Source organism: Aeromonas sp. 600774, assembly GCF_049175075.1.
GTDB classification, from domain to species: domain Bacteria; phylum Pseudomonadota; class Gammaproteobacteria; order Enterobacterales; family Aeromonadaceae; genus Aeromonas; species Aeromonas veronii_A.
The window spans coordinates 99,065-122,490 of record NZ_JAAKUJ010000002.1; the positions used below are offsets into that span (position 1 = coordinate 99,065).

24 protein-coding genes and 2 tRNA genes are annotated in these 23,426 nt (G+C 58.9%); 14 read left to right on the top strand and 12 right to left on the bottom strand.

The features are described from left to right. Nucleotides 1-163: 163 nt before the first annotated feature. Together G5171_RS03510 and tsaA are read right to left on the bottom strand one after the other, a co-directional pair. On the bottom strand, nucleotides 164-712 hold the full coding sequence (locus G5171_RS03510) for a cytochrome b (RefSeq protein ID WP_216978342.1): 549 nt from the start codon (nucleotides 710-712) through the stop codon (nucleotides 164-166). A gap of 288 nt (nucleotides 713-1,000) precedes the next feature. Then, a complete protein-coding gene (tsaA, locus tag G5171_RS03515; protein ID WP_421244345.1) occupies nucleotides 1,001-1,705 on the bottom strand; it encodes a tRNA (N6-threonylcarbamoyladenosine(37)-N6)-methyltransferase TrmO in 705 nt (234 codons plus the stop codon). Between the two features lie 213 nt (nucleotides 1,706-1,918). On the opposite strand from tsaA, the gene G5171_RS03520 reads away from it, so the two are divergent. Then, nucleotides 1,919-2,917 (top strand): NAD-dependent epimerase/dehydratase family protein, encoded by a 999-nt coding sequence (locus G5171_RS03520; protein ID WP_421259827.1) that lies wholly within the window; start codon nucleotides 1,919-1,921, stop codon nucleotides 2,915-2,917. A gap of 158 nt (nucleotides 2,918-3,075) precedes the next feature. Here the strand turns inward: G5171_RS03520 and G5171_RS03525 are convergent, their stop codons facing one another. From G5171_RS03525 to cydD, 4 genes are all read right to left on the bottom strand, one after another. Then, complete coding sequence (locus tag G5171_RS03525; RefSeq protein WP_005347417.1) at nucleotides 3,076-3,462, bottom strand: DUF488 domain-containing protein; 387 nt, start codon at nucleotides 3,460-3,462, stop codon at nucleotides 3,076-3,078. A gap of 9 nt (nucleotides 3,463-3,471) precedes the next feature. Then, nucleotides 3,472-3,843 carry an Rcs stress response system protein RcsF gene (gene rcsF / locus G5171_RS03530; RefSeq protein WP_421259828.1) on the bottom strand — a complete coding sequence of 124 codons (372 nt, stop codon included), beginning with the start codon at nucleotides 3,841-3,843 and terminating at the stop codon, nucleotides 3,472-3,474. Nucleotides 3,844-4,006: 163 nt separating this feature from the next. Further along, nucleotides 4,007-5,737 (bottom strand): heme ABC transporter ATP-binding protein/permease CydC, encoded by a 1,731-nt coding sequence (gene cydC, locus G5171_RS03535; RefSeq protein ID WP_421259829.1) that lies wholly within the window; start codon nucleotides 5,735-5,737, stop codon nucleotides 4,007-4,009. Next, complete coding sequence (gene cydD / locus G5171_RS03540) at nucleotides 5,730-7,499, bottom strand: heme ABC transporter permease/ATP-binding protein CydD (RefSeq protein WP_216978346.1); 1,770 nt, start codon at nucleotides 7,497-7,499, stop codon at nucleotides 5,730-5,732. The genes cydC and cydD overlap by 8 nt, the downstream gene beginning before the upstream one ends. A gap of 201 nt (nucleotides 7,500-7,700) precedes the next feature. Here cydD and G5171_RS03545 point away from each other — a divergent pair. Together G5171_RS03545 and G5171_RS03550 are read left to right on the top strand one after the other, a co-directional pair. Next, nucleotides 7,701-7,774 (top strand) — tRNA-Gly (locus tag G5171_RS03545). Nucleotides 7,775-7,789: 15 nt separating this feature from the next. Beyond that, nucleotides 7,790-7,864 (top strand) — tRNA-Gly (locus G5171_RS03550). A 162-nt stretch (nucleotides 7,865-8,026) separates the two neighbouring features. Here the strand turns inward: G5171_RS03550 and arcA are convergent. Beyond that, on the bottom strand, nucleotides 8,027-8,746 hold the full coding sequence (gene arcA / locus G5171_RS03555; protein WP_005338193.1) for a two-component system response regulator ArcA: 720 nt from the start codon (nucleotides 8,744-8,746) through the stop codon (nucleotides 8,027-8,029). 396 nt (nucleotides 8,747-9,142) lie between these two features. On the opposite strand from arcA, the gene G5171_RS03560 reads away from it, so the two are divergent. Continuing rightward, a complete protein-coding gene (locus tag G5171_RS03560; RefSeq protein ID WP_216980281.1) occupies nucleotides 9,143-9,550 on the top strand; it encodes a DUF3293 domain-containing protein in 408 nt (135 codons plus the stop codon). A gap of 42 nt (nucleotides 9,551-9,592) precedes the next feature. Next, nucleotides 9,593-10,072 (top strand): putative 4-hydroxy-4-methyl-2-oxoglutarate aldolase, encoded by a 480-nt coding sequence (locus tag G5171_RS03565; RefSeq protein WP_421250452.1) that lies wholly within the window; start codon nucleotides 9,593-9,595, stop codon nucleotides 10,070-10,072. 1 nt (nucleotide 10,073) lies between these two features. On the opposite strand, the gene G5171_RS03570 is transcribed toward G5171_RS03565, so the two are convergent. Then, nucleotides 10,074-10,553 (bottom strand): hypothetical protein, encoded by a 480-nt coding sequence (locus tag G5171_RS03570; RefSeq protein ID WP_421244348.1) that lies wholly within the window; start codon nucleotides 10,551-10,553, stop codon nucleotides 10,074-10,076. A 157-nt stretch (nucleotides 10,554-10,710) separates the two neighbouring features. On the opposite strand from G5171_RS03570, the gene G5171_RS03575 reads away from it, so the two are divergent. The 9 genes from G5171_RS03575 (at nucleotide 10,711) to G5171_RS03615 (ending at nucleotide 18,645) form a co-directional block, all read left to right on the top strand. Continuing rightward, on the top strand, nucleotides 10,711-11,109 hold the full coding sequence (locus tag G5171_RS03575) for an META domain-containing protein (protein ID WP_203118094.1): 399 nt from the start codon (nucleotides 10,711-10,713) through the stop codon (nucleotides 11,107-11,109). Nucleotides 11,110-11,366: 257 nt separating this feature from the next. After that, on the top strand, nucleotides 11,367-11,735 hold the full coding sequence (locus G5171_RS03580; protein WP_005338181.1) for an ArsR/SmtB family transcription factor: 369 nt from the start codon (nucleotides 11,367-11,369) through the stop codon (nucleotides 11,733-11,735). A 4-nt stretch (nucleotides 11,736-11,739) separates the two neighbouring features. Further along, nucleotides 11,740-12,108 carry an arsenite efflux transporter metallochaperone ArsD gene (arsD, locus tag G5171_RS03585; protein WP_005347398.1) on the top strand — a complete coding sequence of 123 codons (369 nt, stop codon included), beginning with the start codon at nucleotides 11,740-11,742 and terminating at the stop codon, nucleotides 12,106-12,108. A gap of 27 nt (nucleotides 12,109-12,135) precedes the next feature. Beyond that, nucleotides 12,136-13,899: an arsenical pump-driving ATPase gene (gene arsA / locus G5171_RS03590; RefSeq protein WP_421259830.1), complete on the top strand. Its 1,764-nt coding sequence runs from the start codon at nucleotides 12,136-12,138 to the stop codon at nucleotides 13,897-13,899. A gap of 109 nt (nucleotides 13,900-14,008) precedes the next feature. After that, entirely contained in the window at nucleotides 14,009-15,073 is a 1,065-nt protein-coding gene (gene arsB, locus G5171_RS03595; RefSeq protein ID WP_164537411.1) for an ACR3 family arsenite efflux transporter, read from the top strand. Nucleotides 15,074-15,149: 76 nt separating this feature from the next. Continuing rightward, on the top strand, nucleotides 15,150-15,575 hold the full coding sequence (gene arsC, locus G5171_RS03600; protein WP_421259831.1) for a glutaredoxin-dependent arsenate reductase: 426 nt from the start codon (nucleotides 15,150-15,152) through the stop codon (nucleotides 15,573-15,575). A gap of 358 nt (nucleotides 15,576-15,933) precedes the next feature. Continuing rightward, nucleotides 15,934-17,145: a NupC/NupG family nucleoside CNT transporter gene (locus G5171_RS03605; RefSeq protein ID WP_421259832.1), complete on the top strand. Its 1,212-nt coding sequence runs from the start codon at nucleotides 15,934-15,936 to the stop codon at nucleotides 17,143-17,145. A gap of 457 nt (nucleotides 17,146-17,602) precedes the next feature. Then, nucleotides 17,603-17,752 carry a hypothetical protein gene (locus G5171_RS03610; protein ID WP_005347375.1) on the top strand — a complete coding sequence of 50 codons (150 nt, stop codon included), beginning with the start codon at nucleotides 17,603-17,605 and terminating at the stop codon, nucleotides 17,750-17,752. 350 nt (nucleotides 17,753-18,102) lie between these two features. After that, a complete protein-coding gene (locus G5171_RS03615) occupies nucleotides 18,103-18,645 on the top strand; it encodes a metal-dependent hydrolase (RefSeq protein ID WP_421259833.1) in 543 nt (180 codons plus the stop codon). Between the two features lie 9 nt (nucleotides 18,646-18,654). Here the strand turns inward: G5171_RS03615 and G5171_RS03620 are convergent, their stop codons facing one another. The 4 genes from G5171_RS03620 to trpB form a co-directional block, all read right to left on the bottom strand. Next, complete coding sequence (locus G5171_RS03620) at nucleotides 18,655-18,951, bottom strand: hypothetical protein (protein WP_421259834.1); 297 nt, start codon at nucleotides 18,949-18,951, stop codon at nucleotides 18,655-18,657. A gap of 385 nt (nucleotides 18,952-19,336) precedes the next feature. Next, nucleotides 19,337-20,269, bottom strand: coding sequence for a hypothetical protein (locus G5171_RS03625; RefSeq protein WP_421259835.1), 933 nt, complete (start codon nucleotides 20,267-20,269; stop codon nucleotides 19,337-19,339). A 1,144-nt stretch (nucleotides 20,270-21,413) separates the two neighbouring features. Further along, a complete protein-coding gene (gene trpA / locus G5171_RS03630; protein WP_236320338.1) occupies nucleotides 21,414-22,220 on the bottom strand; it encodes a tryptophan synthase subunit alpha in 807 nt (268 codons plus the stop codon). Then, nucleotides 22,217-23,410, bottom strand: a complete 1,194-nt coding sequence (gene trpB, locus G5171_RS03635) for a tryptophan synthase subunit beta (protein WP_005302900.1) — start codon at nucleotides 23,408-23,410, stop codon at nucleotides 22,217-22,219. The genes trpA and trpB overlap by 4 nt, the downstream gene beginning before the upstream one ends. Nucleotides 23,411-23,426 lie beyond the last annotated feature (16 nt).

Genomic DNA, 23,426 nt, shown 5'->3' on the forward strand with positions numbered 1-23,426 from the left:
TCCTATCGTGCAGCTCCTGTATCGGGACTGAATCATAAGGCGTTCTGCTTGTAGAGACCTGTCAGAGGCGTGAGCAGTGGGTCGCTTCAGAGACACCAGTCTTGTCACGTTCAAAAAACAGAAGGGGCAATGTGCGCCCCTTCTGTTTTTGTTCTGCTGCTTGTTAGCTGCGGCGCGGCGGCAGCATATTGGTGAGGGTGTTGTCTTTGAGAATATGGTGGTGATAGAGGGCGGCCACTGTGTGCAGGCCGATCAGGGCGTAACCGATATTGCCCAAGGTTTCGTGCACCTCCTTGATCAGCCCCTTGATATCCGGACTGGGGGAGATCAGGGCTGGCAGCTCGAGCCCGAAGAAGGGGATAGGCTTGCCTGCGGCGCTCAGCAGCAGCCAGCCAAACAGCGGGGTGAGAATGAGAAAACCGTAGAGGGCAAGGTGGGCCAGTTTTGCCAGCTTGTGCATGAGCGGGGAGAGCTCGGGCACGATACGGGGCGTCGGGCTTATCCAGCGAAGGGCCAGTCTTACAAAGACCAGGGCGAAGATAAGCAGCCCCAGCATAAAGTGCCACTCCTTCATCAGATCCCGACCCGGGTCCCCTTTGGGGAAGATATCGCGAAATTCGATCAGGGCGTAGACGGCGATCATGGCCCACAGGGTCAGCCAGTGCAGCCCGATATTCAGGGTGCCATAACGTTGTTCACTGTTCATCAGCATAGGTTTGTTCCTTCGAAGTGCTGTCACATCCGTTTGGCATCCCCGCACTCAAACGTGTCGGGGCGAGGCCAGATCCTTTGGCGGCAATAGCAGAGCTACCATGCTTGCCATACATCGATAGCCTGCTTCTGACATCAGTCAGAGAGGAGATGCCCTCTGCTGTCTGCATGGTATCACTGGCAACCGGGTGGATAGTCTGATCAATGCCACACAATTTACAGGCTCATTAAGCCCCTTGTGACGTGAAGAAGGCGTGAAATAGCATCAGCGATGTCGGCCCGCCCAGGTTCAGGCGGGCTCGATGGCCACTACCAGACACGCGGGTTCGTTGATGCAAAAACGGACGTTGCAGTCAAACAGCCGCACCCCGTACTCCTTCTCATCGGGCTTGCCCTTCTTGTAGGCGGGGCGCGGATCTTGCGCCAGCACTTCGCTCACCAGCTGGCGCAGCTCGGGGTGGGCCTTGAGCCAGGGTTGCAACTGTTGTTCGGCCTCGGCACTGAAACTCACCGCCAGCGGCGGGGTGGGCGCATCGGGGGCAAAGCCGCCACGGGCATCCGGCAGGCTGTCGGCATAGGGAATATAGGGTTTGATATCGACGATGGGGGTGCCATCGAGCAGATCCACCGCTCCCAGCTCCAGCCACAACTTGCCCCGTTCGCGACCTACCCCGTGCAGCTCGACCACCGAGAGCCCTAGCGGATTGGGGCGGAAAGTGGAGCGAGTGGCAAAGACGCCGACCCGTTCGTTGCCGCCAAGGCGCGGCGGGCGCACCGTCGGGTGCCAGCCCTGCGCCATGGTCTGGTGAAACACGAAGCTGAGCCACAGATGGGAGAACTGCTCGATGCCGCGCAGCACATCCGGCTGATCGTAAGGGGGAAGCAGCTCGAGGCGGGCGCGGGCCGATTTGACCAGTCCGGGCTGGCGGGGGATGGCGAACTTCTCCTTGTAGGGAGAGCGGATGATCCCGAGGGTGTCGATTTCGAACTTCATGGCGGATCCTGACTGAAAACCCCGGCAATTTAGCACAGACGGCCCCAAAACGCAGGTTTGGCCTCATTACGCCCTTTTCTGCGGCGCTGCCGTGATCCCTGTCCCATCCCGGCCAGTCGGGGGCTGTGCCTGCGCGCCGAGTTGCGTAGGGTGGAGGCAACTGGCGTGTCAGGATGAAATGTGCGCACTCGCGCCGAAGGGGGAGGGAGAGGGATGAAACTGCTGATTATCGGTGGCACCGGCTTTTTGGGGCGCCACCTCACCGCGCTGGCACTGGATTGGGGCCATGAAGTGACCCTGTTCAACCGTGGCCTGCACCAGCATCCGGACTGGCGCGATCTGGTGCAGCTCACCGGCGACAGGGACAAGAACCTGAGCCCCCTGCAAGGGGCCGGGTTGCAGTGGGATCTCGTCATCGACACCTGCTGCTATCGCCCCGAGCAGGCGGCGAGCCTCTCGGCGGCTTTGCTCGGGTGCTGCGCACGGCTCATCTTTATCTCCACCATCAGCGTCTATCGCGATTTCTCACTGCCCGGAATGGATGAGTCGGCGCCCCTGCACCCTATCCCCGAAGGGGAAATGTCCACTGACTATGGCCCGCTCAAGGTGTTGTGCGAGGCCGAGTATCGCGCCCGCTGGGGTGAGCGGCTTTGCATCCTGCGCCCGGGCGTGCTCTGTGGCCCCCATGATCCCACCGGTCGCATGGCCTGGTGGATTAAGCGGGTGCAGCAGGGCGGGCCCTGGTTGTTACCGGGCTGTGGCGAGGATCGCTTGCAGTATCTCGATGTGCGCGACTGCGCCGAGTTTGTGCTGCGCGCGGCCGAGCAGCAGTTGGGGGGCACATTCAACTTGCTCAAACCCGGCATTACCCTCTGCGACTGGCTGGAGCGGTTGAGCGCCCGGTTGCCGCCAGCCAGACCCATTCAGCCCGAATGGTTGCCCTGGCCCACCCTGATGGCGGCCGGTATCGAGCCCTGGCAGAGCTATCCCGCCCTGCTGCCCTGCGCGCAGGCGGAGTTTGCCGGTTATGGCTCTATAAGCGCTGAGGCGGCCATTGTCCACGGGTTGAACTTCCGGCCGCTGGAGGAGACCGTCGCCGACCTTGCCCACTGGCTGGCCATCGAGCCTGCCACCGGGGTGGCGGAGAATGCCATGACTCAGGCCGAGGAGAGCTTGCTGCGTCAGCAGTTTCTGGAACCCAGTCTGCATTAGGAGGGGGCATCGGAGCCGCTGCTGCCGAGCGTGGTACGGCAGGTGCGAATACAACGAGAGAGGGCATCCCGCGGGATGCCCTCTCTGTCTATCCATGCCTGATGGTTGCCGAGTACAGGCTGACGCGATTCCCCATCGTATTGCTGTCGCTCACCGAGTTAGCGAATGGCGGCCCCCGCAGCTACCAGCAGCTCTTTCAAAATGGCGCGATGGCAGCGGGATTCCTGCTCGCAGTAGCAGCCCACCGACAGATTGGTGGTGTGGGAGAGGGCGGCCAGCAGCGCCAGATCGTGCCTCGCGGCAGGTTGCGCCATCTCTGCCTTGTACTGTTTGCCAAACGCCGTCCACTGGGCGGGCGTCTCGGCTGCCTGCCCCAACTTCATGGTCTCGCTGCTGGGCGCCAGGTTGGGGAACCAGACATCATACCAATGCTGGCTGGCAAATTCGCTCTTGGGGACGCCGCGGGGCGGGCGGCGCACCGTGCCGATCCGCAGTCCCTCATCGGGCAGGCGCGGGCTGCCAAGGCGAACGATAGCAAGGGCCATGACAGCGGGTTACTTCTCTTCGGCCACTTTCAGCGCCTGCCCGTAGCAGATCACCTGTTTCAGGCAGCCCGGGGTGTCGCTGAATTCGGCGCATTTGTCGATGGTGACGCCGTTGCCACCCATGTCTGCCGCGCGGCGACGGACCTGGGTGCGCGCTTCACCGGCGTTGGGCACCGGCTGGTTGGCATCGGCCTGGCAGGATTCACCCTCGATGGTGCCGAGGTAGAGGTAGTTGAGGTCAGCCAGCTCATCCTGTTCATAGATGCGCACGCTACCGGGTTTGAAGTATTCGTCGAAGTTCTCTTTATCCAGATTGCTGTTGAAGGCGTAGTTGGCACAGCCGGAAGCAATCAGGGGCATCATCAGGATCAGGCGTTTCATCGTCTCGTATCTTGTGTCGGTGATGAGGACAGTAGAAATGCGCGGGCGCTCCATGTCGGCATCTTGTTGAATAATGAGGGGGACATTATAGGGGCCAGCCGCCTGCGGCGACCAGCCCCGTTTTGCGCCCTGTTGTCAGGGTGTGACCCCCATCAGCCTGATATCAAACCGGAGCCAGTCGCTGATAGAGGCTGCGGTAGTAATCATCCCCCAGCAGCTCGTTGTGAGGGGCGCAGAGGCGGATCTGTCCCTCTTCCATCAGGGCAATCCGATCCATCTGTTCCATCCCCAGCAGGCGGTGGGAGATAAGCAGCAAGGTGCGATCAGCCCCGAGCCGGAACAGCAGATCCATGATCTCCCGCTCGGTCTGACTGTCGAGCCCTTCGGTCGGCTCGTCCAGCAGCCAGAGCGGCGCATCGTGCAGCAGGGCGCGGGCGATGCCGATACGGCGACGCTCACCACCGGAGAGGGGGCGGCCGCCGTCACCGAGCCAGGCGTCGAGGCCCGCCTCATCTTCCAGCAGATTGGCCAGTCCGACCTGGGTCAGCACCGCAATCAGCTGCTCGTCAGTGGCGGTCGGGGCGGCCAGTTTGAGGTTGCCCCGCAGGGTATCGGCAAACAGATGCACCCGCTGGCTCACCACCGAGATGGAGGCGCGCAGCGCCCCTTCGCTGTAGTCGGTGAGCGGCTTGCCACCCAGCAGGATCTTGCCAGCCTGCGGGCTCCACTCCCGGGTCAGCAGCCCCATCAGGGTCGATTTGCCGCAGCCGGTCTGGCCCAGCAGCGCCAGCTTTTCACCGGCGTGCAGTTGCAGGGTGCAGCCACGCAGTACCGGCTGGGGGTTGCCCGGGTAGCCAAAATAGAGGTCATTGATCTGCAGCGCGCCAGCGGTGGCATGGGTCTGCTCGTCGCCCCACACAGGGGCTTTTGCCTCTTGCAGGATCTCGTTCAGGCGGCGTGCCGAGGTGAGGCTGGTGGAGAGGTGCTGGAAAGCCCCCGCCAGCGGCATCAGAGCCTCGAAGCTTGCCAGGGTGGCAAAGACCATCAGTGCTGTGATGGGGTCGGGCGCCGCACCCGCTACCCCATGACCGGCCAGCCAGAGCATCAGGGTCAGGGTCCAGCCGCTCAGCAGTTGCACCGAGAAGTTGGCCAGCCCGCTCACCTTGGCCATCCGGGCCTGCACGACGAGCAGCGTCTGTTCGGCCTGTTGCAGCTCAACCAGCGCCTTGGGGGCGGCGGCAAACATCTGCAGCTCGGCCTGACCATCCAGATAGTCCACCATCCGGGTACGCAGGGTCGATTTTTCGGCAATCAGCGCCTGACCGGGGCGACGGCCGAGGAAGTAGAACACCAGCGGCAGGGCAATCATGCCAAACAGCAGAATGGCCCCCAGGGTGAGGGCGAGACGGCTGTCGAAAAACGACAGGAAGAAGACCAGTCCGGCGGTGCTGAGCAGGGCCGCGCCTATGGGGGTGATCAGCCGCAGATAGACGTGGTCCATCGCATCGATGTCTGCCACCAGTCGGTTGAGCAGATCCGCCTGACGGAAACCGGCCAGGGTGCCGGTGGAGAGCGGCGAGAGTTTTTGCCAGAACCAGACCCGCAGTCGGGTCAGTACCCGGAAGGTGGCGTCGTGGCTTACGACCCGCTCACCCCAGCGACCGGCAGTGCGGACGATGGAGAAGAAGCGCACTCCGCCTGCAGGGGTCATGTAGTTAAAGGCATGGGTCGTCGCAACTGTCATCCCCGCCACGGCGGCGGCGGAGAGGAACCAGCCGGAGAGGGAGAGCAGCCCCATGCCAGCGGCCAGGGTCACCAGCGCCAGCAGCAAACCAATGGTGAGGCTGAGCCAGTGTTGGCGATAGAGGCGCAGAAACGGCAACAGATCACTCATCGAGAGAACCTCCGGAACGTTGGGAGAGCAGGCGGGCAAAAGGCCCATCCGCCTGACTCAATTGTTGGAAGCTGCCTTGCTCCACCAGCTGGCCGCGGGCCAGCACCATTATCTTGTCCATCTTGGTAAGCTGGTCGAGACGGTGGGTGATCATCAGCAGGGTCTGGCCAGCCATCGCCTGCTCGAGGGTGGTCATGATGGCGCGTTCGGAGTGGCGATCCAGACTGGCGGTCGGTTCGTCGAGCACCATCAGCTGGGTCGATTTGAGCAGGGTGCGCGCCAGTGCGAGGCGCTGGGCCTGACCGACCGAGAGGCCGCCCGCCTGATCGCCGACCGGATAGTCGAGCCCCTTCTCCATGGCAAATTCCCACGCTTGTGCCCGTTTCAGGGCATCTTCCAGCTCGGCATCGCTGGCCGTTGGCTTGGCCAGCAGCAGGTTGTCGCGCAAGGAGGCGTGGAACAGCTGCGGGTTTTGCGAGAGCCAGCCCAGTTGCAGGCGCCACTGGCTCATGTCGAGGGTGGCAAGCTCCTGACCATTTACCTTGAGCTCGCCACGATAGGGGGCAAAGCCGAGCAGGGCGTTGACCAGCGAGCTCTTGCCTGCGCCGCTGACGCCGATGAGGGCGGTGCGCGAACCGGCTTCCAGGGTGAAGTCGATGGGGCCGACCAGCACCTTGCCTTCGGCGCTCAGCACTTCAAGGGCTTTAGCTTCTACCTTGACCGGGCTGTCGGCATGGAACGGCGCTGTGCCTGCGGCCGGCTCGCTCACCTCGGCTTCTAGGAATTCCAGCAACTGCTCGGCAGCGCCGATAGCCTGCGCCTTGGCGTGGTAGTGGGCACCCAGTTCCCGCAGCGGGGCGTAGAACTCGGGGGCGAGAAACAGCACGAACAGGCCGGTAAAGAGGGTGACCTTGACCCCATAGCTACCAAAGTTCAGATGGTCGATATAAGAGAAGCCGAAGTAGACGGCGACTAGTGCCACTGAAATGGCGGCGAAGAACTCCAGCACGGCGGTGCTCAAAAACGCCAGGCGCAGCACTTCCATGGTGCGCTCGCGAAAATCTTCCGAGGCGTCGCGAATGGCGTCACCTTCTGCCTGGGTACGCATAAAGAGTTGCAGGGTGCGCAGCCCCTTCAGCCGATCGAGGAAGTGGCCGGAGAGACGGGCCAGCGCCTGAAAGTTGCGGCGGTTGGCATCGGCGGCGCCCACACCTACCAGGATCATAAAGATGGGGATGAGGGGCGCAGTGCCCAGCAGGATCAGGCCCGCCGCCCAGTTGACCGGGAACACGGCCACCAGAATGACCACCGGAATAAAGACGGCGATGGCCATCTGCGGCAGATAGCGGGAGAAGAAATCCTGCATATTTTCAATCTGTTCCAGCAGCAGGCTGGCCCAGCTACCGGCCGGACGGCGCTGGATATAGGCAGGGCCGAGACGACTCAAGCGAGTGAGCACCAGCTGGCGGATGGTCTGGCGCACCGCGCTGCCCGCCTTGAAACTGGCCACTTCCCGGCCATAGGCCAGCGCCGCTTTGCCAAGCGTCACCAGCAGCAGGGTAATAAAGAGCGTGATGGATTGCTCAGGCGTTGAGCCTTCGATGATAAAGCTGTGCAACAGGGTCGCCAGCAGCCAGGCTTGCGCCACCATCAGAATGCCCTGGCCAAGGCCAAAAGCGATGGATATCGTGATCCAGCGGCGACCGTGACTCGATTGCTTGCGCAACCAGCCATAGAGACGTTTTTGCGTTTTTTTATCCATTACCACCATCCTCGCGTCGAGTGGCGCAAGACTATCCTTGCCGTTTGGCCTTGGCAACCTTGTAAATTATCTGTGTTGAAAATGTTTGATTGAAAAAGCAACCGTCTGTTCAATCCTTGTCCGAACAGATTGATTTATTGAAAAAAGTGGCAGAGGCGCCATTGCGCTCGGCGGCAAAATGCATATAGTAGGAGCCCTGACGCGGGTGTAGTTCAATGGTAGAACGGTAGCTTCCCAAGCTGCATACGTGGGTTCGATTCCCATCACCCGCTCCAAATTTCAGATGCCAGGCGGGCATCGTATAATGGCTATTACCTCAGCCTTCCAAGCTGATGATGCGGGTTCGATTCCCGCTGCCCGCTCCAGCTTCAAAACAAAAAGCCCACTCGCAGGAGTGGGCTTTTTGTTTCTCATCTATCTTGTACGCCGTGTGATGTCAGGCTCATCGTTTCTCAGCTTTTAAGGCAAATCGCAGAGACAGAAAAGGCGCCCGAGGCGCCTTTTCAGATCAACAGCGTTGCGGGAGCTTATTCCTGCTCCAGCTCACCACAGAAACGATAGCCTTCGCCGTGGATGGTGGCGATGATCTCCGGAGTATCGTTGACGCTTTCGAAGTGCTTGCGAATGCGACGGATGGTCACATCGACGGTACGGTCGTGGGGCTTGAGCTCGCGGCCGGTCATCTTCTTCAGCAGCTCTGCACGGGTCTGGATCTGGCCCGGGTTTTCGCAGAAGTGCAGCATGGCGCGGAACTCGGAGCGCGGCAGCTTGAACATGTCGCCAGTGGGGCTGACCAGCGCGCGGCTGTTGATATCCAGCGCCCAGCCGTTGAACAGGTAGCGCTCAACCAGCTTCTTCTCCTCGCCACCGGCAGCCACGTTCATGGTGCGGCTCAGCAGGTTGCGTGCACGGATAGTCAGCTCGCGCGGGTTGAACGGCTTGGTGATGTAATCATCGGCGCCGATCTCCAGACCCAGGATCTTGTCCACTTCGTTGTCACGACCGGTCAGGAACATCAGGGCGATGTTGTCGTTCTCACGCAGCTCACGGGCCAGCAGCAGGCCGTTCTTGCCCGGCAGGTTGATGTCCATGATCACCAGATTGATGGTGTGGGAAGTGAGGGCCTGGTGCATTTCGTCGCCGTTATTGGCTTCGAGCACGATGTAGCCTTCGGCTTCAAAAATGCTTTTCAGGGTATTGCGTGTGACCAGCTCGTCTTCGACGATCAGAATGTGTGGTGTTTGCATGAGTATTCCCAGATTCTTATCAGTTAATTATCTTAAATTTAACACTCTTTGGCGTTTCAAACCGATTTCCTGACTGATCCTGAAAATTAATTACGTCATCCTGGGTATGAGAGTCAGGTCGGAGTATCGCGAATTAGGCATCAGTACCGGCAAATATCCCTGTGCCACTTATAGGTTCCCGACAAGTCTGGTCGAGCAGCGCCTGGAAAGGTCATCCATTACGAAAGTGGCCGCATTTTATCAGTTAACAGGAGCATAACAACACTCTTTGCCGTCAGATAGCAACTTTTTAACTCTGTTTTGATATAGGTCAAACCCAGATACAGCTGCATCATACTTGGCCTGCCCCCCTTTTTATTCACTGAAAAATGTAATGGAATGTAACATGTGATTGACATGAATTTGTGGGAAAACTACAAGAAAATCTGCTTTCTCGCGCCATTTGAGCCACCAATTTGGCCCGAGTTTGCCATTATTACGGCTTGGAACCCGACCAGTCAGCAGGTCTCGGCGCGGCGCAATTCGCGGCGGGAACGTGCGATGTGGCGCCACCTGACCGTTGATTTGCAGGTGCCCGTGGTGGGGCCGTTTTGGGGATCTGACCCGGACGAACGCTGGCAGGAGTCATCGCTGGCGGTGGCGCTATCTCTGCCACAAGCCCGTCAGCTGGCTGCCCGTTTTGGCCAGAACGCCATCTACTGGGTGGAGGATGGCCAGCTCTGGCTGACACCAGTATTGACGGATAAATCAGCCGTTTGCTTGGGCAATATTGAATCCTTCTGGATTGCCAGAAACCTTGCATGATGAAAGAATGAACACCTTCATGTATCTGAAAGGAATCAAATCATGCTGGATCTCCTGCCCGACCTCTGCGATCAACATGGCGACTTGCTGCAAGTGGCCGACCCGGTGTTTCAGGATTTTGGCGGCAAGGCCCTCTTTTATGGTCGCGCCGTAACGCTTTCCTGTTATGAAGACAACAGTCTGGTGCGGGATCTGGTGAGCCGCCCCGGTCACGGCAAGGTGCTGGTGATTGACGGTGGCGGCTCGCTGCGCCGTGCGCTGCTTGGCGATCAACTGGCGGTCAAGGCGGTGGAGCAGGGGTGGGAGGGAATCCTGATCCACGGCGCGGCGCGGGATGTGGGCACTCTGGCGACACTGGCGCTCGGGGTCAAGGCGCTGGCGGCCTGTCCGGTCAAGACCGAGAAGCGGGGATTGGGAGAGCTGGGGGCCGTGGTCAGCTTTGCCGGTGTGACCATCCACGAAGGGGATTACATCTATGCGGATCGCAACGGCGTGGTGGTGAGCGCCACGCCGCTGATCTGATTCAGAAGTTGAAGCCGACTCCCAGGCTAAGCGCCTGATCGGCAGTGATGGCGCTGACGCCGTAGTTGGCGGTGAGGGAGAGTCTGGGGGTCAGCAGCAGGCTGGAGTTGAGCTCCAGCAGGGTGCTGGTCTTGTTGAGATCGAGATGCTTGATCTGGCTGCCGATATTGAATGCCGGAGAGAGCTGGTAGCGTACCCCCGAACTCATATTGAAACCGGATGTGCGATTCTGATCCGCCACCGCCGGGCCCGCTTCCATAAAGAGGGTCACATCATCCACCACCGGATATTGATAGCCGCTATTGACCAGCCAGAGATCAAAACTGTCGCTGTGATGGCTATGGCCATTGAGCAGCACACCCGAGTAACTTTTGACATAGAGAGACGGGTTGGATTGCGGCTGAACCACTGCCCAGTCGGCGGCCTGAACAGCCAAGCTGGCGCAGGTTGCAAGCAGTGTGATGATGAGTGATTTGACCATTCGTTTCCCCTCCCTGGGTCCGGAACTGAGCCTAAGCATGGCACATGCCAGCTGGTAGTAAAGTGAAGGGAGATCACAATAAAATCCTTTGGCATGGGCGCCAGCCATGATAAACAGGCTGCCGTATTGATGGCTCTAATCATTAAGAGGTGAATCCATGAACAAGAAACTGACTCTGCTGGCCGCGCTGGCACTGGGAGGCTGCGCAATGGCAACAGGTTCCAGCATGGCTCAACTGCAAGCATCCGGCTGGCAGCTGCAAGGCGCCACCGGCGATACCTTCACCCTGCAAGTGGTCGACGGCAAGGTGGCGGGCAAGGGCGGCTGCAACCGCTATTTTGGCGGTATCACCAAGCAGGGTGACGGTGTCTTGACGCTGGGCGCCATGGGCTCCACTCGCATGATGTGCATCGGCGACGCCATGAACAAAGAGACCGAGTTCCTGCAAAAGCTGGAGAAGGTGGCAACCTACTCCATCAACGGCAACCAGCTGACTCTGAGCGATGCCAACAAGGCGGCCCTGCTCACCTTTAACGCAGTGCCTGCTGCCAAATAAGGCACGCGTTCGTCTGATTGCCCCGACAGCGCTGACTGTGCTGGCGGGTCAAACGCTCTGATACGCCCTCCCTCTGGAGGGCGTCTGTTTATCTGCGACGAGCCCTGTGTGCTCGTCCGCAACGGTTGTTCACTCGTCGATTCCCCTTTTTGCTCGGTTTGATGTCAGAACCTCGTATCTTCGCTTCGGTACGTACCTTGATCATTTCAATAATTCTTGTATAGTTGAAATGAAAGGTCGCACCAAGGGGATTGAAGATGAACAAAGAGATGGCCACCAAGGTCTTTGAATCGCTGGCATCCGGCATCCGGCTCGATGTATGGCGGCTGCTGGTGAAGGCCGGGCTGGAGGGGCGGGTCGCCGGTGAACTGGCCAGCGAGCTCGATATTGCCCCCAATACCCTCTCGTTTCACCTCAAGGCGATGCTCAACACCGGTCTGCTGTCGGTGGAGCAGGAGGGGCGCTTTCTGCGCTACCGCGCCAATATTCCCCTGATGCTGGATGTGATCGCCTACCTCACCGAGGAGTGCTGTGCCGGTCATCCCGAGGCGTGCGGCGTGATGCGTGCCGAGTCAGCCTGCTCCCCCCATGTTCTGCCTGCGCAGCCCTGCTGCAACAAGGAGTAATGCCATGTCCTCCATTCAGATTTTTGATCCCGCCCTCTGCTGCTCCAGCGGTGTCTGCGGTACCGAGGTTGATCAGGCACTGGTCACCTTCGCAGCCGACCTTGCCTGGGCCAAGGAGCAGGGAGTAGCCATCGAGCGTTTCAATCTGGCCCAGCAGCCGATGCAATTTGCCGAGACACCTGCCGTCAGCGCTTTTCTGACCCACGCCGGGGAGGAGGGGTTGCCGCTGGTGCTGGTGGAGGGGCAGGTGGTGTTGACCGGCCGTTATCCGAGCCGCAGCGAGCTGGCCCGTTATGCCGGGCTGCCTGCGCCGCAAGCGGCCATCAAGGGGATCGTCAAGGGCGGCTGCTGCTCTGGCAGCGGTTGCTGCTGAGTCGCGACGTACCATTCAGGAGAGGCTATGTACCATTTTCTGACCAATCCACCGCCGTTTCTCTTTTTCACCGGCAAGGGCGGGGTGGGCAAGACCTCGCTGGCTTGCGCCAGTGCAGTGGCTCTCTGTGATATTGGCAAGCGGGTGCTGCTGGTGAGCACAGATCCTGCCTCCAACGTGGGGCAGGTGTTTGCCACCGAGATCGGCAATCGCGTCACTGCCATCGCCGTTGTGCCCGGTTTGTCGGCGCTGGAGATAGATCCCCCCGCGGCGGCCAAAGCCTATCGGGAGCGGATCGTCGGGCCGGTGCGCGGCAAGTTGCCCGAGAGCGTGGTGCGCAGCATCGAGGAGCAGCTCTCTGGCGCCTGTACCACCGAGATCGCCGCTTTTGACGAATTCACCGCGCTGCTGACCGACCACACGCTGCTGGCCGAATATGACCACATTGTCTTTGATACGGCCCCAACCGGCCACACCATCCGGCTGCTGCAACTGCCGGGCGCCTGGAGCGAATTTCTGGAGCAGGGCAAGGGGGATGCCTCCTGCCTTGGCCCGTTGGCGGGGCTGGAGAAGCAGCGCAGCCAGTATGCCGACGCGGTCGCCGCGCTGGCAGATGCTGCCCGCACCCGTCTGGTGCTGGTGGCGCGGGCCCAGCAATCCACTCTGCGGGAAGTGGCCCGCACCCACGAGGAGCTGGCCGCTATCGGCTTGTTGAACCAGCAATTGGTGATCAATGGCCTCTTCCCCGAAGGCGCCCTTGCCGGAGATCCGCTGGCAATGGCGCTCTGGCAGCGCGAGCAACAGGCTCTCGCCCAGATGCCGCAGGGGATAAAGGGGCTGGCGCAGGATCATATCCCGCTGCTGGCCACCAATCTGGTGGGGGTCGACAGTTTGCGTCTGTTGCTGCAATCAGAGGGAACTGCCGCCCAATCCCCGACAGCACACTCCACTGTCAAGCAAGCCCAGCCCGAGTTGAGTTCGCTGGTGGACGAACTGGCCGCCGACAGTCATGGCCTCATCATGCTGATGGGCAAGGGCGGGGTGGGCAAGACTACGCTGGCGGCCGCCGTGGCGGTGGAGCTGGCGAGCCGCGGCTTGCCGGTGCATCTCACCACCTCGGATCCCGCCGCGCACCTGAGCGAGACGTTGGCAGCTAGCCTGCCCCATCTGGAGGTGAGCCGCATCGATCCCCACACCGAGACCGCGCGTTACCGCGCTCAGGTGCTGGCCACCAAGGGGGCTGCGCTGGACGAGCAGGGGCGGGCACTGCTGGAGGAGGACTTGCGCTCCCCCTGTACCGAGGAGATCGCCGTGTTTCAGGCCTTCTCGCGCATCATTCGCGAGGCGGGCAAGCGCTTCGTGGTGATGGATACTGCCCCTACCGGCCACACCCTGCTGCTGCTCGACGCCACTGGCGCCTACCACAGGGAGATCGCTCGCCAGATGGGAAACAAGGGGCTGCACTTCACCACCCCCATGATGCAGTTGCAGGATCCCAAGCAGACCAAGGTGCTGATTGTGACGCTGCCCGAGCCGACGCCAGTGCAGGAGGCGGCCAATCTGCAATCCGACCTGCGCCGAGCCGGCATCGAGCCCTGGGGCTGGCTCATCAACCACAGCTTGCAGCAAGCCGCGGTCAGCTCGCCGCTGCTGCAACTGCGGGCCGAGCGCCAGTTGCCCTATATCGAGGCGGTCGAGCAGCAACATGCCAGCCGCTACGCCGTGGTGCCGCTGCTCGCCGAGGAGCCGGTGGGGCCAGATGCCCTGCGCCGCCTCTGCCAGCACCATTGAGTCGCCGCCCCGGCCCGCTGCCGGGGCGGTTTGAATATGCCGTTACTTGTTCTAACCCTTTGTTTTGAACCAATAGAAGATGCGGGATTGCGCCGCATCGGGAGCTGTGATGTCTGCAACATGTGATGCCAAGGCCGTGCCTGCCATCGGCTTTTTTGAACGTTATCTGACCGCCTGGGTCGCCCTCTGCATTCTGGTGGGGATTGGCCTCGGACAGGGGTTGCCGGATCTCTTCAAGGCGATCGGCGCCATGGAGGTGGCCAAGGTCAACCTGCCGGTGGGGCTGCTGATCTGGGTGATGATCATCCCCATGCTGCTCAAGATCGATTTTGGCGCCCTGCATCAGGTGAAGGGGCACATGAAGGGCATTGGGGTCACCCTCTTTATCAACTGGCTGGTCAAGCCCTTCTCCATGGCCTTCCTCGGCTGGCTCTTTATCCGCGTGCTGTTTGCCGACTGGCTGCCGGCTGATCAACTCGACAGTTACGTAGCGGGGCTGATCCTGCTGGCGGCGGCCCCCTGTACCGCCATGGTGTTTGTCTGGAGTCGCCTCACCAACGGCGATCCCTACTTCACCCTGTCGCAGGTGGCGGTGAACGACCTCATCATGGTGTTTGCCTTCGCCCCTCTGGTGGCGCTGCTGCTCGGGGTCTCCAGCATAGTTGTGCCATGGGATACCCTGCTCACCTCTGTGGTGCTCTATATCGTCATTCCGGTCATCATCGCCCAGCTGCTGCGCAAGGCTTTGCTGAACAAGGGAGAGGCCCATTTTGACGGCGTCATGACCCGCATCCAGCCCTGGTCGGTGGCGGCCCTGCTGCTCACTCTGGTGCTGCTGTTCGCCTTTCAGGGCAACGCCATCATTGAGCAGCCGCTGGTTATCGCCCTGTTGGCGGTGCCCATTCTGATCCAGGTGCTGTTCAACTCCGGGCTGGCTTACTGGCTCAACCGCAAGGTGGGGGAGAAGCACTCGGTCGCCTGTCCTTCCGCCCTGATCGGCGCCTCCAACTTCTTCGAGCTGGCGGTGGCCGCCGCCATCAGCCTGTTCGGCTTTCACTCCGGCGCGGCGCTCGCCACCGTGGTCGGGGTGCTGATCGAGGTGCCGGTCATGCTGCTGGTGGTGCGGGTGGTTAACGCCAGCAAACCCTGGTACGAAGCGGGGCTGAGCCGTTAACTGATGGCCGCTAACAGCTGGCCGCGAACTAGATGCTATCCATTTTCTATTCACTTGATTAATGAGAGACACGCAAATGAGTGCAATCACCATCTATCACAACCCGGAATGTGGTACCTCCCGTAACACCCTGGAGCTGATCCGCAACAGCGGCGTCGAGCCCACTGTCATCCACTATCTGGAGACGCCCCCCTCCCGTGACCAGCTGGTGGCGCTGATCGCCGCCATGGACATGCCGGTGTGCGATCTGCTGCGCAAGAACGTTCCACCCTACGAGGCGCTCGGTCTGGCGGAAGATCGTTTCAGCGATGATGAACTGATCGATGCCATGCTGGCTCACCCCATCCTCATCAACCGCCCCATCGTCGTTACGCCGCTTGGCACTAAACTGTGCCGTCCGTCGGAAGTGGTGCTCGATATTCTGCCCGATCAGCAAAAAGGGGCCTTCGCCAAGGAGGATGGCGAGCAGGTGGTGGACGCGAGCGGCAAGCGCCTCAAGTAATCATCTGAACGCTCAAGTACGGATTGAAACAGGGCCAGCGTCACGCTGGCCCTGTTTCGTTGTGTGAACAAGTTGAAAAAGTTACTCCGGCCAATCGTTTTACCGCTTTTTCTGTGACGATGATCACTGTACCATCGCCGCCCGACCTGCCACCCGGCCGCATCTCCCCCTGCGACGGCGCTGGCGTCACCCGATACATGCTGTCACCCGGAACGTGAATGACCCCAGGATGGGACCCGCCACTAACCTGTAGGTTTGTGGTCTGCGTGTCGCGTGGGTCGGCACTTCTCCCGCCGGATCTCCCGCGACGCCTGTCTGCAGACTTGCCATATGAAACTCCTCTCTTCATAGGTGCAAGATGACACTGTTATTGAGTCTGGTCGGTATGCTGGCCCTGATGTTTATCGCCTGGCTGGCGAGTGAAAACCGCCGCGCTATCCGCTGGCGAACCGTGCTGGGTGCGCTCGCCCTGCAAACCGGTTTTGCTGCGCTGGTGCTCTATTTTCCCCCCGGACAAATCATGCTCGGTGCCATGAGTAATGGCGTCTCCGCCCTGCTCGGCTTTGCCGACAGCGGCATTCGTTTCGTGTTTGGCGATCTGGCCAGCAACGGCTTTATCTTCGCCGTGCGGGTACTGCCGCTGGTGATCTTTATCAGCGCGCTGATTGCCGTGCTCTACCACTTCGGCATCATGCAGTGGGTGATCCGGGTGCTGGGCGGCGCGATTCATCGCCTGCTCGGCACCAGCCGCGCCGAATCCCTGGTGGCCACCGGCAATATCTTCCTGTCGCAAGGGGAGTCGCCGCTGCTTATTCGCCCCTTCCTCGCCGGTATGACCCGCTCCGAACTCTTTGCGGTGATGACCTGCGGCATGGCCTCGGTGGCGGGCTCGGTGCTGGGGGGGTACGCCGGTCTGGGGGTGGATCTGAAATATCTGATTGCTGCCTCCTTTATGGCTGCGCCGGGTGGCCTCTTGATGGCCAAACTGCTGGTGCCGGAGCAGCAGCAGGTGAGCGATCAGACCGAGATCACCCTCGACAAGAGCGACTACAGCAACGCCATCGACGCACTGGCGGGCGGCGCCATGAACGGCATGAAGATCGCCGTGGCCATCGGCACCATACTGCTGGCCTTTGTTAGCGTCATCACCATGATCAACGCCGGTCTCACCACGGTCGGCGAGTGGTTCGGCTGGGCCGACCTCTCCCTGCAGCAGCTGCTGGGTTATCTGTTTGCCCCGGTGGCCTGGCTGATTGGCGTGCCCGCTAGCGAGATGATGGCGGCAGGCTCCCTGATTGGTCAGAAGGTGATCATGAACGAGTTCGTTGCCTATCTGGACTTTGCCAATATCAAGGCGGATCTGAGCGCCCACACCCAGATCATCATCACTTTCGCCCTCTGTGGTTTTGCCAATCTGGGATCCATTGCGGTGCAGCTGGGCTCCATCGGTACTATGGCGCCGGAGCGCCGTCACGATGTGGCCAATATGGGCTTCAAGGCGGTGCTGGCGGCGACCTTGGCCAACCTGATGAGCGCCACCCTGGCCGGGATCTTTGTCTCGCTGGCCTGATAGTGTGATGCAATAGCCGGTTAGTCTGCGGCAGAAACGAAGACCCCCTCTTGCCGCTTGGCAAGAGGGGGTCTTTTTATTGGTTTCGCCGGTTGGGCAACTGCGCTGCCTGCCCATTGAAAATGTTGGTAGCACTGCTTAACGCCATTTCGGCGCTGTGCCAGATAATCCGGTTCGGCGAGGAGCGCGGCTCCAGTATGGGACTACGCCAAACCGGGTCATTTTATCACCGTGTGTTTCGGTGGACGTGGGCCTCGTTGTGTTTCGCGTAACGGGGCGGCAGCTGCTGCTACAGTGTGTCACCGTGCAGAATGAATAGTTTTTTAGATTGAATGTTGCATATTCAATCGATTATTTAGTTGGGCGTTTGGGGGATGAGTGGTGTCTGAATAGGGGAGCAGGTTGGCCAATGCGCCGTCAGCCAGTCTTTAAGCGGTCATACAAAGGAGACACTCTGATGGAAACACTTGACCTTAACATCGACACCATGCGCGAAGAGTTCCAGCTTCAGGAGCGCAAAAAAGCCCAAGAGAAGTGGCAAGCCCGAGTCGATGAGCTGCAACAGTTGCGGGGTGGGGAGAGACAACCGGAGGAGCAGGAAGAGTAGTGCTCGCTCCTGGGCGAAAGTTGAGGTAGCGAACCCTTCGTATCGGCTACCCGTTATCTACCACCGATAAAAAACCACCGACCTTTTGCAGGTCGGTGGTTTTTTTATGGGTAGCCGCTGATTGGATGTCGTGGAGATGATCGGAGAGGGGGCCCCGTCTGGCTGTGCTCATCATCGAACAGGGATGCAATACCGGAGCTGCCATCCTTTGGGGAGTGGCCATGCAGTGGCTTGCCTGCACAGACCGGTTTTCTGATTTCCTTTTAAAGATCCATGTTCCAGAGCACTTCACCTTCACTTCACCGAGCGGGGGTAGGGTAGGCTCACGTTTTCAGTTGGAGCTTCACTCTATGCCCACCATCGTCACCCACGCCGCCGTTCCTCTCTGTCTTGGACTGGGGCTTGGTAGCCGGATTATCCCGCCGCGCCTGCTGTTGGCCGGGGTTGCTATCGCTATGCTGCCCGATGCCGACGTGCTCGCCTTCAAACTGGGGGTCGCCTACGGCCATGTCTTTGGCCACCGCGGCTTTACCCACTCCCTGCTGTTCGCCTTTGCTCTACCCACACTGGCCATGCTGTTTCACCGCCAGTTTAAGGCCAGCGCCGCCGCCGTCTGGTCGTTTCTGCTGGTCTCTTTGCTCTCCCACAGTCTGCTCGATTCCCTCACCACCGGCGGCAAGGGGGTTGGCTGGCTCTGGCCGTGGCGTGACGAACGCTTCTTCGCCCCCTGGCAGGTGATCCGGGTCGCCCCCTTCAAGCTGGAGGCCTATCTCACCGCCCTAGGTGAGGCGGTTATCCTCTCCGAGCTCTACTGGGTTTGGCTGCCGGGGGTTGTATTGATGCTGGTGTTGATGGGATGGCGGGTGTGGGGATGGGGGCCTAGGGGGTGCTGAGACTGGCGGTCAGGTGATGAAGATAGTCATAACTGTGCCACTGGGCGGCACAGAGAGCGAGCAGGGCTGAGGCCCCCAAGGCACCTTGATCCCGGTGCCGGAGCAATATCCACAGGGCATGCAGTATGCAGAGACCCAGACTCGCCAGATAGCCAATGCCACTTCAATAAAATCCGATATGCCAGAGGGGTTATTTGGATTGTGATAAAACAGGTCATAGCCAAAGGCGCGAAATCCGAGTCTGATCAGAAACAGGGAAAAGCAGAGTGTGGCCAGTTGTTTTGTTTTTCGGCGGATTTCTGTCATGCAACTTCTCAAATCTTCCAACGCTAACTTTTGGGGCTGAGATGCAGCAGAGCTGGGACACCCATCATTTTGAATGTTGGCGTATGTTACGCTGGGCAAAGGTGGGTGTTCCAGATTTGTTCCGGTTATGTTTTAGTTATGGAGTTTTTTGTTGTGTTTTTGCTATGGGATTTTTCCCAGAAGGGGGGGCATGATTTCCATCTCAATGACTTCAGTGTTGATTGGTATTTATAACAACAAAAGGCTGTTTACTTATCCAATGTATTCTGGATAAATAAAAATTTATTTTTTGCTAACACTTGGCAAATGACACCCACTTTCCTGTGAGCTGGCTATGTGACGATTTGCTCAGAAAAATGGGTGTCTTAAATCTAGTCGAATGTTCTTATAACTTTGTCATATCCCTTTCGGAGAGTGTTTCTTCAAGGTATTTAGAAAGGGCAGAAAGGTAAGTATCTAAGTACTTTGAATTTATTACATCAGTCCAATTTCCAGAGGCACCAAAAGTATTGTTCTGGACAAATCGGAACCATGGAATTTCCTCTGGTTCATGATTTAGTGCAGACCACAATCGACTCTCAATTAAAACTAATGGGATGTAAAAATCAATTGCCCTTGAGTGTGATTCTATTGAGTCTAATGCTGGGATGAGGTCAGCCTTCTGTCTTCTACACATCTCTAGTTCTAACGTGAAATCACTTAGCAGCTTATTGATAGATTCACTTTTGGCGCTATTAATAGCAGAGTTAAGGGTTGATATCGCACGCCATAATACGGAGTTATCAAGGTCCTTTTCTTTGTTTGTATCTGTTTCTCTAAATGCAGAATAGCATTGGTCCGCAGGCATTGGTTGAATTCTGATCGGTGCTGTTAGCATTGTGCTTTTGGGGAATATCAACTTGTCAAGTTCGTGTAGGTAATCTCTAGATTTAGATAACGATATTCCAAAACTATCGAGAGCAGATTGGACTTTTAACTTTGTTTCATCACAGTAACCAGGCCAATATTCATTCTGGCCAAATGAATGTTGTGCTGTCTCTCCAGCGCAAAGGATATGAAAAGCCGATGCTGATTTAATTTCAACATAAATATGGATGCGAGCTATCAACTTGTTTTTTTCAATTTCTTTACACCAAATTTGTCTTCCGCTAAGATCAATCTCCCTTAATTTACCACTAATTATATCTTTGTAATAAGGACTATGGATTGGGTTCCATCTACGCGTACTTAATATATTGAATGCTGTATGTTCAGCTCTAATAGAATGGAATGCAGCAGATTGAGCAAGTTTCCTGTCGATAGTTTTTGATTCTGTCATATATACTCGAAGTTCAATATTAAATAGTAATTAGATGGAAAGCAGTGTAAATTCGATAACAGAGTTTCTAATATAAATCCGCCGAGCCCTGATAGTTGCCATGGGAAAAATTAAGCCATGAGACTACCAGCCAGCCTCTGACATCTGAACATATTAGTTTGCCTTCTTCTTTTGGTTTTACCATCTGCTCTTTACAGAGTAGGAATCGGCTTTGGAACTGCCGTCAAGGCTACCGAAACTGAGTTACAGCTCCCAGCTCCCAGCTCCCAGCTCGTTACTTCTCACCTGCGAGATGTCGACAATCGCTGTCATGAGGCTCTTTCTGGAGACGGAGTGTCGTCTCGTATGTTGGTCGTAGGTTGGTGATGAACGAAGTGAAGCCCAACGTTTACCGCGAATATATCTGTAAATCTGTTGTACCGATCTGCCACATCCTTGTTTATCCCGATTTGGTTGGCGCAATAATGCTTGCCTGTTGGGCTTTGCTACTCGCTGCAGCAGCCTACATAAACCACGCTACCGCCCCTGAGTTCCAGCTCCCAGTCCGCTGCTGTTAACCTGCGAGATTGCAACAATCGCTGTCATGGCGTTCTTCCGAGAGGTTGATTGTCATTCGGGTATCTTAAGGGGGAGGGTAGTGCGTTGAGAAGCGTGTTTTGGCGGGAATCTGTGTTGGATCAATAAATTAGTCATCAGTAGTGTTCAATTTGAGCAAATTCGGTTGCCGTCGCTTCCCCTCACCCCAACCCTCTCCTAAGGGGAGAGGGGGCTTGTTCACTGTTGCACGGTAGCCTCAGGCGGGCACGGTTTTGACCCCCCTCTTATTCGCTGAGCCGATGGTACCCGACGTCAGTCGGGCGAATAAGCGGGGGAGAAGACCTTTGGTGTGATTTGCTAAAGAGAGCGGGTCTTTCCAAAGTCACTCGCGCACGCCCGAAGGGCAGGCGAAACCCCGTCGAGGGCGGCGCCCTCGTGTCCTGCGTGGCGAAGCCGCGCCATAGCATCAGCATCAATTTCGCGAACGTCAGATTACGCTTCGCTAATCAGACCTATAAGGGTGGTACCAACCAGGGATGGTGGATAACAAAAGGGAGCCCGCTTGGGCTCCCTTGCTTGTCATGGGGGTGGGCGTTTGACTGAACGCTTAGCGCAGGGTCGCGGCCTTCATCCCTTCCACAAACTCCTTCAGACGAGTCAGCATATGTTCCGGGTTCTGGTGGTGGGTCTCGATGATCTTCACCACGGCGGAGCCGGAGATGGCACCGGCGGCGCCAGCGGCGATCGCTTCACGCACCTGAGCCGGTTCGCTGATGCCAAAGCCGAGCAGGGCGGGGGGGGCGTTGAACTCGCGCAGGGTATTGATGAGACCTTCTACCGGCATGCCGGCCTTGGTCTCGGCACCGGTGACGCCGGCGCGGCTCACCAGATAGGTGTAACCATTGCCAAGCTCCGCCACCTGTTTCAGGGTCTCGGCGTCGCCATTGGGCGGGGCGATAAAGATGCTGTCGATGCCGAACTTGTCGGCGGCCGCCTTGTAGGGGGCGCACATCTGCACCGGCACGTCGGCGACCAGCACCGAATCCACGCCCGCCTGCTGGCACTTCTCGTAGAAGCCGTCAATTTTGCGCACATAGACCAGGTTGGCGTAGACCAGCAGGCCAATGGGCAGCTGCGGGTACTTGGCGCGGATGCGGCCAAGCAGCTCGAAGCAGTCATCCGGGGTGGTGTGGCTGGCAAAGGCGCGCAGAGCGGCGCCCTGAATGGTGGGGCCATCCGCCACCGGATCGGAGAAGGGTATGCCGAGCTCGAGGGCATCGGCGCCCCCTGCGACCAACGCATCGACGATGGCCAGCGACAATTCGGGGGTGGGGTCACCCAGCATCACGAACGGCACAAAGGCGCCCTGATTGGCTTCATCCAGACGGGAGAAGAGTTGTGCGTAACGGTTCATGACAAGGTTCCTTCTTTTTCAAAGATGTCAGCGACGGTGAAGATATCTTTGTCGCCACGGCCGGAGAGGTTGACGATGAGCACCTGCTCTTTTTCCGGTTCACTGCGGGCCATCTTGAGGGCATGGGCCAGCGCGTGGGAGGACTCCAGCGCCGGTATAATGCCTTCGGATTTGGCCAGCTCCTGGAAGGCGTCCAGCGCCTCCTTGTCGGTCACTGAGGGGTACTCGGCGCGGCCGATGGCGGCCAGATGGGCGTGCTGCGGGCCGACGGAGGGGAAATCGAGCCCCGCCGAGACGGAGTAGGATTCCTGAATTTGCCCCTGATTGTCCTGCATCAGGTAGGAGTGCATGCCAAAGAAGACTCCCTTGCTGCCGTGACCCAGCGGCGCACCGTGCTCGCCGCTCTCGATGCCGTGGCCGCCCGGCTCTACGCCGATCAGGCGCACCGACGGCTCATCGATAAAGTCGGCAAACATGCCGATGGCGTTCGACCCACCGCCGACGCAGGCGATCACCGCATCGGGCAGCCGCTCTTCCTTCTCGAAGCACTGGGCCTTGGCCTCTTCGCCGATCATCTTCTGGAACTCCCGCACGATAGTGGGGAAGGGGTGCGGGCCGGCGGCGGTACCGAGCAGGTAGTGGGCCGACTCGTAGTTGGCGGCCCAGTCGCGCAGCGCCTCGTTGCAGGCATCTTTCAGGGTGCTGGAGCCGGAGTGCACCGGAATGACTGTGGCGCCCATCAGCTTCATGCGAAATACGTTCGGTTTCTGGCGCTCGCAATCCTTGGCACCCATATAGACCCGGCACTTGAGGCCGAGCAGGGCACAGGCCAGCGCAGTGGCCACGCCATGCTGACCGGCGCCGGTCTCGGCGATGATCTCGCTCTTGCCCATCCGCTTGGCCAGCAGCGCCTGACCCAGCACCTGGTTGGTCTTGTGGGCGCCGCCGTGCAGCAGATCTTCACGCTTCAGATAGAGGCGGGTCTTGGTGCCCTTGGTCAGATTGCGAGTCAGGGTGAGCGGGGTCGGGCGACCGGCATACTCGGTCAGCAGGGTCTGAAACTCGGCGATAAAGGCCGGGTCATCCTTGGCATCGACAAAGGCCTTCTCCAGCTGGAGCAGGGCCGGGATAAGGATTTGGGGTACATACATACCGCCAAATTCACCGAAAAACGGGTTGAGCAGGGTCATGGCTTCTTCCTTGTAT

Coding starts and splice junctions, on each gene's coding strand:
- G5171_RS03510 (WP_216978342.1), bottom strand. CDS start 712: ATGCTGATGAACAGTGAACAACGTTATGGCACCCTGAATATCGGGCTG.
- tsaA (WP_421244345.1), bottom strand. CDS start 1,705: ATGAAGTTCGAAATCGACACCCTCGGGATCATCCGCTCTCCCTACAAG.
- G5171_RS03520 (WP_421259827.1), top strand. CDS start 1,919: ATGAAACTGCTGATTATCGGTGGCACCGGCTTTTTGGGGCGCCACCTC.
- G5171_RS03525 (WP_005347417.1), bottom strand. CDS start 3,462: ATGGCCCTTGCTATCGTTCGCCTTGGCAGCCCGCGCCTGCCCGATGAG.
- rcsF (WP_421259828.1), bottom strand. CDS start 3,843: ATGAAACGCCTGATCCTGATGATGCCCCTGATTGCTTCCGGCTGTGCC.
- cydC (WP_421259829.1), bottom strand. CDS start 5,737: ATGAGTGATCTGTTGCCGTTTCTGCGCCTCTATCGCCAACACTGGCTC.
- cydD (WP_216978346.1), bottom strand. CDS start 7,499: ATGGATAAAAAAACGCAAAAACGTCTCTATGGCTGGTTGCGCAAGCAA.
- arcA (WP_005338193.1), bottom strand. CDS start 8,746: ATGCAAACACCACACATTCTGATCGTCGAAGACGAGCTGGTCACACGC.
- G5171_RS03560 (WP_216980281.1), top strand. CDS start 9,143: ATGAATTTGTGGGAAAACTACAAGAAAATCTGCTTTCTCGCGCCATTT.
- G5171_RS03565 (WP_421250452.1), top strand. CDS start 9,593: ATGCTGGATCTCCTGCCCGACCTCTGCGATCAACATGGCGACTTGCTG.
- G5171_RS03570 (WP_421244348.1), bottom strand. CDS start 10,553: ATGGTCAAATCACTCATCATCACACTGCTTGCAACCTGCGCCAGCTTG.
- G5171_RS03575 (WP_203118094.1), top strand. CDS start 10,711: ATGAACAAGAAACTGACTCTGCTGGCCGCGCTGGCACTGGGAGGCTGC.
- G5171_RS03580 (WP_005338181.1), top strand. CDS start 11,367: ATGAACAAAGAGATGGCCACCAAGGTCTTTGAATCGCTGGCATCCGGC.
- arsD (WP_005347398.1), top strand. CDS start 11,740: ATGTCCTCCATTCAGATTTTTGATCCCGCCCTCTGCTGCTCCAGCGGT.
- arsA (WP_421259830.1), top strand. CDS start 12,136: ATGTACCATTTTCTGACCAATCCACCGCCGTTTCTCTTTTTCACCGGC.
- arsB (WP_164537411.1), top strand. CDS start 14,009: ATGTCTGCAACATGTGATGCCAAGGCCGTGCCTGCCATCGGCTTTTTT.
- arsC (WP_421259831.1), top strand. CDS start 15,150: ATGAGTGCAATCACCATCTATCACAACCCGGAATGTGGTACCTCCCGT.
- G5171_RS03605 (WP_421259832.1), top strand. CDS start 15,934: ATGACACTGTTATTGAGTCTGGTCGGTATGCTGGCCCTGATGTTTATC.
- G5171_RS03610 (WP_005347375.1), top strand. CDS start 17,603: ATGGAAACACTTGACCTTAACATCGACACCATGCGCGAAGAGTTCCAG.
- G5171_RS03615 (WP_421259833.1), top strand. CDS start 18,103: ATGCCCACCATCGTCACCCACGCCGCCGTTCCTCTCTGTCTTGGACTG.
- G5171_RS03620 (WP_421259834.1), bottom strand. CDS start 18,951: ATGACAGAAATCCGCCGAAAAACAAAACAACTGGCCACACTCTGCTTT.
- G5171_RS03625 (WP_421259835.1), bottom strand. CDS start 20,269: ATGACAGAATCAAAAACTATCGACAGGAAACTTGCTCAATCTGCTGCA.
- trpA (WP_236320338.1), bottom strand. CDS start 22,220: ATGAACCGTTACGCACAACTCTTCTCCCGTCTGGATGAAGCCAATCAG.
- trpB (WP_005302900.1), bottom strand. CDS start 23,410: ATGACCCTGCTCAACCCGTTTTTCGGTGAATTTGGCGGTATGTATGTA.